This is a genomic window from Pseudomonas sp. Q1, from assembly GCF_009935975.1.
GTDB lineage: Bacteria > Pseudomonadota > Gammaproteobacteria > Pseudomonadales > Pseudomonadaceae > Aquipseudomonas > Aquipseudomonas palleroniana.
In genome coordinates this window covers 51,862-65,404 of sequence record NZ_QODI01000025.1, presented here as the reverse complement: position 1 = coordinate 65,404, position 13,543 = coordinate 51,862, and the positions used below count along the sequence as shown (strand labels likewise).

General features: G+C 59.2%; 13 protein-coding genes and 1 pseudogene. 8 read left to right on the top strand and 6 right to left on the bottom strand.

Annotation, left to right across the window (positions count from 1 at the left end; all coding sequences use genetic code 11):
* Positions 1 to 88: 88 nt before the first annotated feature.
* Positions 89 to 727, bottom strand: a complete 639-nt coding sequence (locus DK870_RS27755; protein ID WP_015886425.1) for a peroxiredoxin — start codon at positions 725 to 727, stop codon at positions 89 to 91.
* 273 nt (positions 728 to 1,000) lie between these two features.
* Positions 1,001 to 2,341 (bottom strand): OprD family porin, encoded by a 1,341-nt coding sequence (locus tag DK870_RS27750; protein ID WP_161550277.1) that lies wholly within the window; start codon positions 2,339 to 2,341, stop codon positions 1,001 to 1,003.
* A gap of 370 nt (positions 2,342 to 2,711) precedes the next feature.
* On the opposite strand from DK870_RS27750, the pseudogene tauA reads away from it, so the two are divergent.
* Positions 2,712 to 2,909 (top strand): annotated as a pseudogene (gene tauA, locus DK870_RS27745) (taurine ABC transporter substrate-binding protein); the annotation flags it as partial.
* 124 nt (positions 2,910 to 3,033) lie between these two features.
* Here tauA and argA read toward each other — a convergent pair.
* Both argA and argE read right to left on the bottom strand, forming a co-directional pair.
* Positions 3,034 to 4,335 (bottom strand): amino-acid N-acetyltransferase, encoded by a 1,302-nt coding sequence (gene argA, locus DK870_RS27740; protein WP_060753549.1) that lies wholly within the window; start codon positions 4,333 to 4,335, stop codon positions 3,034 to 3,036.
* Between the two features lie 135 nt (positions 4,336 to 4,470).
* Positions 4,471 to 5,619: an acetylornithine deacetylase gene (argE, locus tag DK870_RS27735; RefSeq protein WP_161550276.1), complete on the bottom strand. Its 1,149-nt coding sequence runs from the start codon at positions 5,617 to 5,619 to the stop codon at positions 4,471 to 4,473.
* 158 nt (positions 5,620 to 5,777) lie between these two features.
* Between argE and DK870_RS27730 the strand changes: the two genes are divergently transcribed.
* Complete coding sequence (locus DK870_RS27730; protein WP_161550275.1) at positions 5,778 to 7,145, top strand: inorganic triphosphatase; 1,368 nt, start codon at positions 5,778 to 5,780, stop codon at positions 7,143 to 7,145.
* A gap of 92 nt (positions 7,146 to 7,237) precedes the next feature.
* Here the strand turns inward: DK870_RS27730 and DK870_RS27725 are convergent, their stop codons facing one another.
* Complete coding sequence (locus DK870_RS27725; RefSeq protein WP_161550274.1) at positions 7,238 to 7,708, bottom strand: Lrp/AsnC family transcriptional regulator; 471 nt, start codon at positions 7,706 to 7,708, stop codon at positions 7,238 to 7,240.
* A 127-nt stretch (positions 7,709 to 7,835) separates the two neighbouring features.
* Between DK870_RS27725 and DK870_RS27720 the strand changes: the two genes are divergently transcribed.
* The 6 genes from DK870_RS27720 (at position 7,836) to DK870_RS27695 (ending at position 13,088) form a co-directional block, all read left to right on the top strand.
* On the top strand, positions 7,836 to 8,174 hold the full coding sequence (locus DK870_RS27720) for a hypothetical protein (RefSeq protein WP_161550273.1): 339 nt from the start codon (positions 7,836 to 7,838) through the stop codon (positions 8,172 to 8,174).
* 83 nt (positions 8,175 to 8,257) lie between these two features.
* Entirely contained in the window at positions 8,258 to 9,946 is a 1,689-nt protein-coding gene (locus DK870_RS27715; RefSeq protein ID WP_161550272.1) for a GspE/PulE family protein, read from the top strand.
* A gap of 77 nt (positions 9,947 to 10,023) precedes the next feature.
* Positions 10,024 to 10,944 carry an SPFH domain-containing protein gene (locus DK870_RS27710; protein WP_060753555.1) on the top strand — a complete coding sequence of 307 codons (921 nt, stop codon included), beginning with the start codon at positions 10,024 to 10,026 and terminating at the stop codon, positions 10,942 to 10,944.
* A 10-nt stretch (positions 10,945 to 10,954) separates the two neighbouring features.
* Positions 10,955 to 11,401: an NfeD family protein gene (locus tag DK870_RS27705; RefSeq protein WP_060753556.1), complete on the top strand. Its 447-nt coding sequence runs from the start codon at positions 10,955 to 10,957 to the stop codon at positions 11,399 to 11,401.
* 69 nt (positions 11,402 to 11,470) lie between these two features.
* Entirely contained in the window at positions 11,471 to 11,785 is a 315-nt protein-coding gene (locus DK870_RS27700; RefSeq protein WP_060753557.1) for a DUF2388 domain-containing protein, read from the top strand.
* Positions 11,786 to 11,948: 163 nt separating this feature from the next.
* Positions 11,949 to 13,088 carry a DegT/DnrJ/EryC1/StrS aminotransferase family protein gene (locus tag DK870_RS27695; RefSeq protein WP_161550271.1) on the top strand — a complete coding sequence of 380 codons (1,140 nt, stop codon included), beginning with the start codon at positions 11,949 to 11,951 and terminating at the stop codon, positions 13,086 to 13,088.
* A gap of 42 nt (positions 13,089 to 13,130) precedes the next feature.
* On the opposite strand, the gene gcvH is transcribed toward DK870_RS27695, so the two are convergent.
* Positions 13,131 to 13,514, bottom strand: a complete 384-nt coding sequence (gcvH, locus tag DK870_RS27690) for a glycine cleavage system protein GcvH (protein WP_060753559.1) — start codon at positions 13,512 to 13,514, stop codon at positions 13,131 to 13,133.
* Between the last annotated feature and the right edge of the window lie 29 nt (positions 13,515 to 13,543).

Sequence of the window (13,543 nt, the reverse complement as noted above, 5' to 3'; positions counted from 1 at the left end):
CTTGCTCCCGATGGCGGTGTGTCAGTAGTGGATGTATTGACTGACACCCCGCCATCGGGAGCAAGCCCCCTCCCACATAGGTCCTGTGTTAACGGTTGGGCTGAGGGGTGAGGCGCAGGTATGGCTTCACCGCCCGGTAGCCTTTGGGAAAGCGCTTCTTGATTTCCTCTTCATCCTTGAGTGACGGCACGATCACCACTTCGTCACCGTCCTGCCAGTTGGCGGGGGTGGCGACCTTGTGGTTGTCGGTCAACTGCAACGAGTCGATGACCCGCAGGATTTCGTGGAAGTTGCGACCGGTACTTGCCGGGTAGGTAATCGTCAGGCGAATCTTCTTGTTCGGGTCGATGACGAACAGGGAACGCACGGTGAGGGTGTCACTGGCGTTCGGATGGATCAGGTCGTAGAGGTCCGACACCTTGCGATCGGCGTCGGCCAGGATCGGGAAGTTGACGACCGTGTTCTGGGTTTCGTTGATGTCTTCGATCCACTTGTGGTGCGAGTCCACCGGGTCGACCGACAGGGCAATCGCCTTGACGCCGCGCTGGGCAAATTCGTCCTTGAGCTTGGCGGTGAAACCCAGCTCGGTGGTGCACACCGGCGTGAAGTCCGCCGGGTGGGAAAACAGCACACCCCAGCTATCGCCCAGCCACTCATGGAAACGAATCTTGCCGGCGCTGGAATCCTGTTCGAAGTCGGGGGCGATGTCGCCCAATCTTAGGCTCATGGTGTGGCTCCTGGTGAATGCTTATAAAGCCTACTGTGCATGGGTTGGAGATTATTTAAAAAGAATAAATATCGATTTATCTAGACGATAAAAGAATATTAAAAATCTGTTCATTGGACTTGGCGACGGGCGAGGATCAACATCGGTTTCAAGGTTCGAGAAGGCCTTGAGACGCTGTACAAAGAGGGGTTTCGGGAAGGGCTTGCGGGGGTTGAGCCCGACTTGAAAGCAAGACACCTTGCCCGGCATTGCGCCGGGCAAGGCTTTAAGCACTTACAACAGTGGAATCGAGTAGCTGACGATCAGACGGTTTTCGTCTTGGTCGCGGGTAGCAACATCGGTGCGCCACATTGCGTTTTTCCAGGCAACGCCGAGGTTTTTCAGCGGGCCTTCTGGAACGACGTATGCCAGGGTGATATCACGCTCCCACTCGGACTTGTCGCCGGTGGTGGTCTGGATGTTGGTACCTTTGAGGTAAACGATACCAGCGGTCAGGCCAGGTACGCCGACTTTGGCGAAGTCATAAGCGTAGCGAGCTTGCCAGGTACGCTCGCCAGCGCGGGCGAACTTCTGGATTTGCATGTCGGTGATGGTGCTGTTCGACGAGCCGTCACCTTGGTTCAGCCAAGGGAAGTCGCTGTCACCCTTGGTGTACTGGTAACCGCCACCAAAGGTGTGACCAGCCACCGAGTACAGTGCCAGGTAGCTGTAGAGGTCGTTGTCGACCTTGCCCTTGGTGGTGGTGCCACCGTAGTAACCGGTGGTGTAGTAACCAGCGGTATCGCCATTGGCGCCGTTGTCACGGCTACGGTAGTAGCGCAGGTCGCTTTTCAGCACGCCCGGGCCGATTGCCCAGTTGTGTACCAAGCCCAGGAAGTTCTGCGAGTAGAAGTCTTTCAGCTCGCCGAAGTAGTACGAAGCGGTCAGGTCTTTGGTGATTTTGTAGTCAGCGCCCGCGAAGTAGAACTTGTTGACGAAGTTACCTGCGTCATAGTTCGAGCTGCCGTTGGCACCTGCCAGGGACAGACCTTCGTTGTTGCTGGAGTTACGACCTTTGGCGTGCTCGATCTGGCCGGCAGTCAGGGTCAGGTCTTTGATCTCGTTCGACGTGATCTGGCCGCCCTGGAAGGTTTGTGGCAACAAACGACCGTCGTTGGTCTTGATGACCGGGTTGTTTGGCTGCAGGGTGCCGATTTTCAGCTCGGTCTGGGAAATCTTGACCTTACCGGTCAAGCCCAGGCTGGCGTAGTCGCGGACAGCCTTGTTGCCGTCGCTTGGGAAAACGGTACCGCCGGACGCTGTACCGGTGTAGTTACCGTGGTCCGCACGGCTGGAATCCAGTCGCAGGCCATACAGGCCGATGGCATCAACACCAAACTGAACAGTACCTTGGGTGTAACCCGAGATGAAACGCAGGTCAAAACCTTGGCCCCATTCAGCGTTCTTGCTCTGGCTGTTGGAACGTGGGCTGCTGGCACCATCACGGTTGTCAGTGTTGATGTAGAAGTTACGCAGACCCAGAGTGGCCTTGCTGTCTTCGATGAAACCGGCGGAGTGTGCCTGTTGTGCAATTGCAGCCACAGCCACGGCCAACGCCAATGTTGACTTCTTCATGTACCGCTCCTCTCATTTCTAATTTTTGTATTTCTAAGGTCTCGGGTCTGACGCCCGTGATCCACAGATGCGCGATTAGCGCCAGATAGTGACTACCAAGTCAATCGTAACCTGATATGTCTACTACCTTCGTCTAATCGCAGTTAATTTGGTCCCTGCAGGGTAATGAGTTTTTCATACACCCAAAAAGAATTACTTCATTCTTTTTCATACGATTCAGGAATAAGCCTGGCCGATGAGCGAGATGGTCAGCGTAGACCAATCGCTCCAAAAGCTAATACCTGAAAAGTCTTTACCAGCCTTTCTTTAGATCGATTAGTGCGGCCGTACCTTTGCATACGTCACCCACGATCAAAAAGGCGACGCCATCATGGCCAAAGGCACATCCTCCCGTCAATTTGTTACAGTTTTTGTGTCACTAATAATTTCTTTTGCTGTCAAAGCGCCCCGCCCCATGAGCAGCCGATGGCGCCCGCCCCTCGCAGGCGCGGCTTCACGCAATCTATCGAACGTGATGTTTATCGTATCGGCGCAGATCAATGCTTCTGAAGTGCTAGTGATGCGCAACGACGAAAGCCGCTGGGGTGGCAAGGCATAAGGGAGGGGCAGGTCTAATGCCTGTCAGTTAAGCGATAGAGCAGACGATGGATAACCTGTGGGAGGGGCGGTGCCCTCCCTCCTTAATTGAGGGCCTAGAGCGCTTTCTCGAAAATCTTCGAATTACGCTGGTAGTTGTACAGCGACGCCCGCGCCGACGGCAGGCGATCCACGCTGCTCGGCACAAAGCCGCGCTCGCGGAACCAGTGAGCGGTGCGGGTGGTGAGGACAAACAGCGTCTTCAGCCCCTGCGCCCGGGCACGGGTCTGGATGCGTTCGAGCAACACGTCACCCCGCGCACCGTGACGGTACTCCGGGTTCACCGCCAGACACGCCAGCTCACCGGCATCCGAATCCGCGATCGGGTACAGCGCCGCGCAGGCGATGATCATGCCTTCACGCTCGACCACGCTGAACTGCTCGATTTCACGCTCCAGCACTTCACGCGAGCGGCGCACCAGAATGCCCTGCTCTTCCAACGGGCTGATCAGGTCGAGCAAGCCGCCGACGTCTTCAATCGCCGCCTCGCGCACCTGTTCGAATTGTTCCTGGGCCACCAGCGTACCGCCGCCGTCGCGGGTGAACAGCTCCGTGAGCAGAGCGCCGTCTTCGGCGTAGCTGACGATATGACTGCGCCCTACTCCACCGCGGCAAGCCTCGGCAGCGGCATCGAGCAATTCGGCCTGATAGTTGTTCGCGCCCAGGCGTTGCAAATGCGCCGGTACTTGCTGCGGGCGCAGTTCGCGCACCAGCCGGCCGTTTTCATCGATCAGGCCCATGTCGGCGCCGAACAGCAACAGCTTGTCGGCACCCAGGTCGATGGCGGCGCGGGTGGCGACGTCTTCGCAGGCCAGGTTGAAAATCTCACCGGTGGGCGAGTAGCCCAGGGGCGACAACAGCACAATCGAGCGCTCGTCCAACAGACGGTTGATGCCCTTGCGGTCGACCCGGCGCACTTCGCCGGTGTGGTGGTAATCCACGCCTTCGAGCACGCCGATAGGGCGGGCAGTCACCAGGTTGCCACTGGCGACACGCAGGCGCGAACCCTGCATCGGTGAAGAGGCCATGTCCATGGACAGGCGCGCCTCGATGGCGATACGCAGGTGGCCAACGGCGTCGATCACGCATTCCAGCGTCGCAGCATCAGTGATGCGCAAGCCTTCATGGTAGGCCGGGGTCAGGCCGCGGGCCGCAAGGCGCGTTTCGATCTGAGGGCGCGAGCCGTGTACCAGCACCAGCCGCACACCCAGGCTGTGCAGCAGCACCAGGTCATGGACGATATTGCCGAAGTTCGGATGTTCCACACCATCGCCAGGCAGCATGACCACAAAGGTGCAGTCGCGGTGGGCGTTGATGTAGGGCGAAGCGTGACGAAGCCAATTGACGTATTCGGGCATAAAACCTGGGCCTGTAATAAGTAGCAGCCAAACAAGGATGAATCGTGAAAGCGCACAGCGGGCTGATGGTTATCGTCGGAACAGGCTTGGCGACACGCTCGCTCTCCTTCTATGTACGAATGGGCAGGGGGTAAATTATGCGGGTTTCAGGCAGTAATGCTCGATCAGCTCCCGCAATAGACGCACTGTAGGCGTCAAGCGTGACATTTCGAGGTACTCGCCCGGTTGATGGGCGCAGGCGATGTCGCCGGGGCCCAGCACCAGGGTTTCACAACCAAGGCGCTGAAGATAAGGCGCTTCGGTGCCGAACGCTACTGCTTCGGCACGATGGCCGGTCAATCGCTGCGCGACCCGGACCAGTTCGGCGTCTTCCGGCTGCTCGAACGGGGGGACTTCGGGGAACAACGGCGCGTAGTCGATCCTGACCTGATGGCGCTCGGCCACGGGTTGCAGCTTTTGCCGGATTGCATCGCGCAGCACCTGGGGGTCCATGCCCGGCAGGGGCCGCAGGTCGAACTCCAGGGAACATTGGCCGCAGATGCGATTGGGGTTGTCGCCACCATGGATACAACCGAAATTCAGGGTCGGCTGGGGCACGCTGAATTGCGGGTTGCGGTACTCACGCTGCCAGGCCAGGCGCAGGCCGCGCAGTTCGCCAATGGCGTCATGCATGGCTTCAAGGGCGCTATGGCCCAGGCTCGGGTCCGAGGAGTGGCCGCTTTGGCCAAGGATATCGATGCGTTCCATCATTACGCCTTTGTGCAGGCGGATCGGCTTGAGGCCGGTGGGCTCACCAATCACCGCCGCACGCCCCAACGGGCGGCCCGCTTCGGCCAGCGCGCGGGCGCCGGACATCGAGCTTTCTTCGTCACAGGTCGCCAGGATGAGCAACGGTTGCTTGAACGGTTGATCCAGCAGCGGCAATACGGCTTCGATTGCCAGCGCAAAAAAGCCTTTCATGTCACAGCTGCCCAGTCCTACCCAACGGCCATCGACTTCCGTCAGCTTCAACGGATCGGTCTTCCACAAGGCCGCATCATAAGGAACGGTGTCGCTGTGCCCCGCCAACACCAGGCCACCCGGGCCGCTGCCGAAACTGGCGAGCAGGTTGAATTTACCGGGGCTGACTTGCTGGATGTCGATGGCAAAACCCAGGTCGCCCAGCCAGCCGGCGAGCAAATCGATCACCGGGCGGTTGGTCTGGTCGAGAGACGCTTGGGTGCAACTGACCGACGGTGCGGCAATCAGCGCAGCGAATTGCTCTTTCAGGGTAGGTAACGGCATACGCGGTCTCTCAACTTCCCGGATGAGCCCCACTATAGAGCCATCTGCACAACACAATAAACCGTTGCGGCGCGTTGCCGGGCTCAGTCCTGTACACTGCACGGCCTTGGCAGCCACTCTTTTCCCCGGCTGCACTCCCGATCCTGGATGTTCCGGCCATGCAAAAAGAAACCGAAATCAAGCTCCGCGTCAGCCGCGAGACCCTCGCCGCGCTGCGTGAGCACCCGCTCCTGAAAAAACGCAACAAAAGTGGCTGGGAACGCCGTGAGTTGATGAATCAGTACTTCGACACCCCAGAGCGTGACCTGGCCCAGGCCAAAGTCGCCCTGCGCCTGCGCAAGGACGGTGACGACATCATCCAGACCCTCAAGACCCGTGGCCAGAGTGTCGCCGGCTTGTCGGAACGTAACGAATACAACTGGGATTTGCCCAAAGCCAAGCTCGACGTGAAGAAACTCGACGGCGAGTGCTGGCCCGAGCAACTGGCCGAGCTGGACAAAAAGACCCTCAAGCCGATCTTCACCACCGACTTTGTCCGCGAACGCGCCGAAATCGCCTGGGGCCGCGGTAAAGCCAAGGTGGTCATCGAGGCCGCCCTGGACCTGGGGCATGTTGTCGTCGGCAAGCAGAAAGAAGAAATCTGCGAACTGGAACTGGAATTGCGCGAAGGCGAACCGGCCGCCCTGCTGGAACTGGCCGCCGAACTGGCCGCAACCCTGGCGCTGATGCCTTGCGATATCAGCAAGGCCGAGCGCGGCTACCGTCTGTACGACGCCGGCAGCTATTCGCTGAGCCTGCCGGCGCCGCAGATTCACGCCGAAATGCCATTGGACGACGCCTTCGCCGCCATCATGTGGCACCTGCTGGGCAGCAGCCAGCGCCTGGCTGAGCAGTACCGCTTCAATGGCCACTGGCGGCTGTTGCAGGACTGGGTCGACAACCTCGGCGAATTGCGCGCCCTGGTCGGCAGCCTCGGCCAGGCTGCACCACGTCAATCCACCAGCGAGCTGCGCAGCGCACTGGATGCATTGCTGGAAGACTGGCGCCCGCTGGTACAGGCCGGTGACGATGATGAAGACATCCGCAAAGCTGCGCCGGAACAATTCATCGAAGAATTGGAAGACGTGCGCTGGGGCCTGTTCTCGCTGAACGCTTCCCGCTGGCTGCTGGCCCGCACCTGGACCGCGGACCGCAACGTGCGGGGCAACCGCCAGGGCGCCGCGCAGATCACCAACTGGCTGCCACGCCTGCTGGCCGAAGATGCTGTCGCCCTGCAACTGCCACGCTACCAGCAACAACCGGAAGACCTGGCCGAGCAACTGCCGCGCCTCGAACGCATCCAGGCCTGGCTGCATCATGCACGTCAGGTGGTGGATATTCCGGAACTGGACCGCCTGTACGGCGAGCTGAACAAGTTGGTGCAACTGGCCAACCAGCCGATCACCGATGAATCCCTGGATGCGCGTATGCATCAGGCAATTGCGGTGTATCAGAATCGCGCCTGGAAAACCTTGCTGCGCCTGTAAGGGCGCTTTCGCGAGCAAGCCCGCTTCCACATTGGCATGTATTCACACATCAAAATGTGGAAAGGGGCTTGCTCCCGATGAGGTGCGCCTTGTCAGCGCAACACTGGCAGGCTGGTGGTGGATTTGATCTCCGACAACGCCACAATCGAATTGACCTCCTGAATACCCGGCACCATTGAGAGTTTCTCGAAGAAAAACCGCTCATACGCCTCGATATCCGACGTCACGATGCGCAGCAGGAAATCCACCGCCCCCATCAGCACATAACACTCCAACACTTCCGAAAACCCGCGAATCGCCTCGGTGAACTCTGTTAAGTTGGAACGACCGTGGGCGTTGAGTTTGACCTCGGCAAAGATCTGCGTGTTGAGGCCGATCTTCTTGCGATCCAGCAAGGTGACCTGACCACGAATCACCCCCTCTTCTTTAAGCCGTTGAATGCGCCGCCAGCAAGGTGACTGCGACAGGCCCACCTGCTCGGCGATCTGCGCACTGGACAACGAAGCATCCTCTTGTAGCAAGGCCAGGATACGGCGGTCGTACGCGTCCAACTCACTGTGCATAAAAATACTCATTTTGAAGAATTGATTGAATTGATCCATTCAATTAATCGCTATTTATGCTCATTTTAGATAAGAAATCTCCGCTGACGAATGTAAAAATTTCTCCAACCTGATTCGGAGATTTCCCATGCACGCCGTCGAAGCCACCCAACCTGCCGCCCGCGTCGATGCCTGGGCCGTCAACAGCGCCCATTGCCAGGCCCATTACCGCATCATTGCCGAGGCTGAGCCCGATGTGTTGTGCCGTGTACTCAACTATTTCGCTTTGCAATGCCTGACGCCACGGCAGGTACACCTGGACCGCGAGGACGACCTGTTGAGCCTCGATATCGTGATGGATGGTTTGAGCTGGCACCGTGCCCAAGTGATCGGTGAAAAGATTCGAAACCTGATCAGCGTGTGCTCGCTGGAGCTATGGCCGGCTGATTCTGCGCAGCCTCCAGCGAGATTGGCGGCCGCTCAGTAAAGGCATGAAATACACGCGGGCAGAAGGATATTCAGGGGCCGGCTAGCCTGGGGTTGACCTCCACTACCCCAGGAAAATCCACCATGCCCGTCGATCGACGATTGGAACTTCACCCGATGCTGCCGGCATTGATCGACGCCGGACTGATTACATCCGACGTTGCGCAGCGCTTGGCGAGGGTACCGGCCGACAACACCCAGCACCCCCTTGAATGTATCGCCGCCCAGGGCCCCTGCCTGGAAACCCTGACCCAATGGCTGGCCCGCCAGGCCGGGCAGCCCTATTGGCGTATCGACCCGCTGAAGATCGACGTGGCGGCGGTCGTGCCATTGATGTCCCACGCCTTCGCACAACGCCACACCATACTCGCGGTGGCCGTCGACGCGCAGACCGTCACCGTCGCCAGCGCACAGCCCTATGTCACCGGTTGGGAGGCCGGGTTGGCGCAAGTGCTTAAACGCTCGATCAAACGCGTAGTCGCCAACCCCCAGGATATTCAGCGCTGCATCGCCGAGTTCTACCGGCTGGCCAGGTCGGTCAGCGGCGCAGATCAGAAGGCGGCGGCGCCCGGTAACTTCGAGCTGCTCAACCTGAGTGCCGGCGACGAGGAGCCGGATGCCAACGATGCGCATATCGTCAACATCGTCGACTGGCTGCTGCAGTACGCCTTTGCCCAACGGGCCAGCGATATCCATATCGAACCCTGCCGCGACCAGAGCCGTGTGCGTTTCCGCATCGACGGGTTATTGCACGACGTCTACCAGTTCCCGCCGCAGGTCACCATGGCGGTGGTCAGCCGCTTGAAAAGCCTGGGCCGGATGAATGTGGCAGAAAAACGCAAACCCCAGGACGGTCGGGTCAAAACCAAGAGCCCGACGGGCGCGGAAGTGGAACTGCGCCTTTCCACCTTGCCGACGGCCTTTGGCGAAAAGCTGGTGATGCGGATTTTCGACCCGCAGGTATTGCTCAAGGATTTTGATCAATTGGGCTTGTCGCCCGCGGATCAGCAACGCTGGCACGCGATGACCGGCCAAGCCAACGGCATCATTCTGGTCACCGGCCCTACCGGCTCGGGCAAGACCAGCACGCTTTACGCCACGCTCAAGCAACTGGCGACCCGCGAGGTCAACCTGTGCACGGTAGAGGACCCGATCGAGATGGTCGAACCCGCCTTCAACCAGATGCAGGTGCAGCACAACATCGGCCTGACCTTCGCCAGCGGCATACGCGCACTGCTGCGTCAGGACCCGGATATCATCATGATCGGCGAAATTCGCGACCAGGAAACCGCAGAAATGGCGATCCAGGCCGCGCTCACCGGGCACCTGGTGCTGTCGACCCTGCACACCAACGATGCCCCCAGCGCCATCAGCCGCCTGCAGGAACTGGGCATTGCTCATTATTTGATCAAAGCTACGCTGATAGGAGTGATGGCGCAGCGTTTGGTGCGCCTCTTGTGCCCTCACTGCAAGCAAAGAGTAAATGCACCGGAAACTGCCCACGAGGCGGTCGGATGCGTGGAGTGTCGCGACAGCGGATATCGAGGCCGAGCCGGGCTCTACGAAATCATGCTGATGGACGAACCGCTCAAGGGATTGATCACGCCCGGGGCCGACGTGCAGGCGTTGCGCCGGGCGGCTGTCGAGCGAGGCATGTGCAGCCTGCGCATGGCCGGCCTGGAGAAAGTGAATGCCGGCCTGACCACATTGGCGGAAGTGTTACGGGTCACGCCTGGGGATTCAGAAACAAATCCTTTGATTGTGCAGCCGTGAAACCGTCCTTATCCGTGACCAGACCGTTACAATCGGTCGAACATCGTTTTACTGACACCTTCAGATAGGGAATCGCCATGCAGATCGGAACCGTACTGCTTTTGTTCGTGGGGTTGGCCGCCGCCATCCTGTTCATGGGTTTTAAAGTGGTGCCCCAGGGCTACCAGTGGACAGTCGAGCGTTTCGGCCGCTACACCAACACCCTCAAACCCGGCCTCAACATCATCATCCCGGTCATGGACCGCATCGGTCGCAAGATCAACGTGATGGAAAGCGTGCTGGATATTCCCCCTCAGGAAGTGATCACCGCCGACAACGCCACCGTGCAGATCGACGCCGTGTGCTTCTTCCAGGTGGTCAACACCGCCCAGGCGGCCTACGAGGTCAACAACCTCGAACACGCCATCCGCAACCTGCTGCAAACCAATATTCGTACCGTGCTCGGCTCCATGGAGCTGGATGCCATGTTGAGCCAGCGTGACGGCATCAACGAAAAACTGCTGCGCACCGTCGATGAAGCGACGGCACCCTGGGGCATCAAGATCACCCGCATCGAGATCAAGGACATCAGCCCACCTGCCGACCTGATGGCCGCCATGTCGGGCCAGATGAAGGCCGAGCGGATCAAGCGTGCGCAAATCCTGGAGGCCGAGGGCCTTCGGGCATCGGCGATCCTGACTGCCGAAGGCAAGAAGCAGGCGCAGATCCTTGAGGCCGAGGGTAGCCGTCAGGCGGCGTTCCTGGAATCCGAAGCCCGTGAACGTCAGGCCGAAGCGGAAGCCCGTGCGACCCAGGTGGTTTCGCAGGCTATCGCATCGGGCGACGTGCAGGCGGTGAACTACTTCGTCGCGCAAAAATACATCGATGCGCTGGGCAAGCTGGCTTCGGCCAACAACAGCAAGGTGATCCTGATGCCGCTGGAGGCCAGCCAAGTGATCGGCGCCGTCGGTGGCATCGGCGAAATCGTCAAGGCCACCTTCGACAACAAGAAAGGCTGAGGCACTCGTCATGTGGGATTTCCTGCAGCATCTGTCGTTCTGGGATTGGCTGGCACTGGGCACGGTGTTGTTGATCCTCGAGGTCTTCGGCGCCGGTGGTTACCTGCTGTGGATGGGCATCGCGGCGGCGGCCGTGGGCGTGATCAAGTTCCTGATCCCGCCGCTCGGGCTGGAATGGCAACTGCTGCTGTTCGCCGTGTTGTCGATCCTGACAGCGGTGTACTGGTGGAAACGCCAGCGCAGCAGCGCCAAGGTCAGCGATCAGCCGGGGCTGAACATGCGTGGTTCGGAGTTGATCGGTCGCACATTTGTGGTGCACCAGGCCATCGTCGATGGCCGGGGCAAGATAAAAGTCGGCGATGGGGTGTGGATGGTGACCGGGCCGGACAGCGCCGTAGGCGCTCAAGTACGCGTTACCGCGCAGAACGGGGCAGTTTTGCAAGTCGAAACTGTTTAGTCAGTGATGGAACTCGGTTGGGTTAACTACAATCAAATCGTTCAGATAACCCACCCGGAGTCACCCATCATGCGTCTTAAATATGCTGTCGCAACCCTTGCCGTGCTTTCTCTTCCTGTCGGCTCAGCCATGGCCGACAGCTTCTGGCGTAACGTCATCTCATCGGGTGCTACCACCGGCTCGACCTACCTGACCTTCAAGGACCACAAGATGGTCGTTGCCGCGCAAGACGACGCCGGCAGCTTCGTTGCCAGCGATGGTGGTATTCGCGGGCCGTACCTGGAAGCCGCCATGCAGAAAGTCCGCGCCGACAACCCTGGCCTGAAGGCCACCGACATGGAACTGGCTAACGCCATCCTGGCGAAAAATGCCGTTACCGAGTAATAGCACTCGCTGAAAAAATGCCGCTTTCTGAAGCGGCATTTTTTTGCCCGTACCATGACGATTCATTCACGTGTGACAGCCTATATTCAGTCAAACCGTGCAACCATGCGGTATTGATACGTCTATTATTCATCGTTTACCTGAAACGGATGCCTTCTTCGTCATGAGCCAACAGCCTTTTCTGCCGTTCTCCAAACCTACCATTGATGAAGCCACCATCGCGGCAGTCGGCGATGTATTGCGCTCCGGCTGGATTACCAGCGGGCCGAAGGTGCAGGCATTCGAAGCTCAGCTATCGGAGTACTTTGGTGGGCGCCCGGTGCGCACTTTCAACTCGGGCACCTGCACCATGGAGATCGCCTTGCGCATCGCCGGTATCGGTGCTGGCGATGAAGTCATCACCACTCCGATCTCCTGGGTCGCCACAGCCAACGTGATCCTGGAAGTGGGCGCCAAGCCGGTGTTTGCCGATATCGACTCGGTCACCCGCAATATCGACCTGGCTCAGGTAGAAGCCGCAATTACCCCGCGCACCAAGGCGATCATCCCGGTGTTCCTGGCGGGCCTGCCCCTGGACATGCCAATGCTTTATGCGCTGGCCAACAAGTACAATCTGCGCATTATCGAAGACGCCGCTCAGGCGTTGGGTTCCAGCTGGGACGGCGAACGTATCGGCGCTACCGGTGACTTCGTGTCGTTCAGCTTCCAGGCCAACAAAAACATCACCTCTTCTGAAGGCGGTTGCCTGGTGTTGAACAACGCCGAGGAAGCGCGCCTGGCAGAAAAATATCGCCTGCAGGGCGTGACGCGTACAGGTTTCGATGGCCTGGACGTCGACGTGTTGGGCGGCAAGTTCAACATGACCGACATCGCCGCCGCCATCGGCCTTGGGCAGTTCGCTCATATCGAGAAGATCACCGCCCATCGCCAGAACCTGGCACGACACTACTTCAAATGCTTCGGCAGCGATTTTGAAGATAAATACGGCGCACAACTGCCACCCGCGGATTTCGAAAACAGCAACTGGCACCTGTTCCAACTCGTGCTGCCTGAACGCCAGGACGGCCTGCCGGCACGTGCGACATTCATGGAGCAGATGCAGGCCCACGGCGTCGGCATTGGCTATCACTATCCACCGATCCACCTGCTGAGCCTGTATCGGGCACAGGGGTTCAAGGAAGGCATGTTCCCGGTAGCCGAGCGTGTTGGACGTTTGATCGTGTCGTTGCCGATGTTCACGGCGATGACAGAGGCGGATGTCGAGCGGTCTGTAGCTGCTGTAAAAGCGGTATTGCAGCGCTGAAAAGCGTCGCTGGAGCCGGGTTGCCCGGCTCCAGCGGCAGCATCACTCGCCGATGGCGGCCTTGTAGCCGGCGGCATCCAGCAGTTTTTCCAGGTCAGCCGGGTTGCTTGGCTTGAGCTTGAAGATCCAGGCGCCGTAAGGATCGGAGTTCAACAATTCAGGGCTGGCACTCAGCTCTTCGTTGACCGCAATCACTTCGCCAGCAATCGGCGAGTAGATATCCGAAGCCGCTTTCACCGACTCGACCACCCCCGCCTGGGCCTCTGCGGCAAACACGTTGCCGACTTCCGTCAGCTCAACGAACACCACATCACCCAGCGCTTCCTGAGCATGGTCAGAGATCCCGACGGTCACCGTGCCGTCAGCTTCCAGACGGGCCCATTCGTGGCTTTCGGCAAAACGCAGTTCGGCAGGGATATCGCTCATAGTCTGTGTCCTCAAGAAGAAATGTCAGC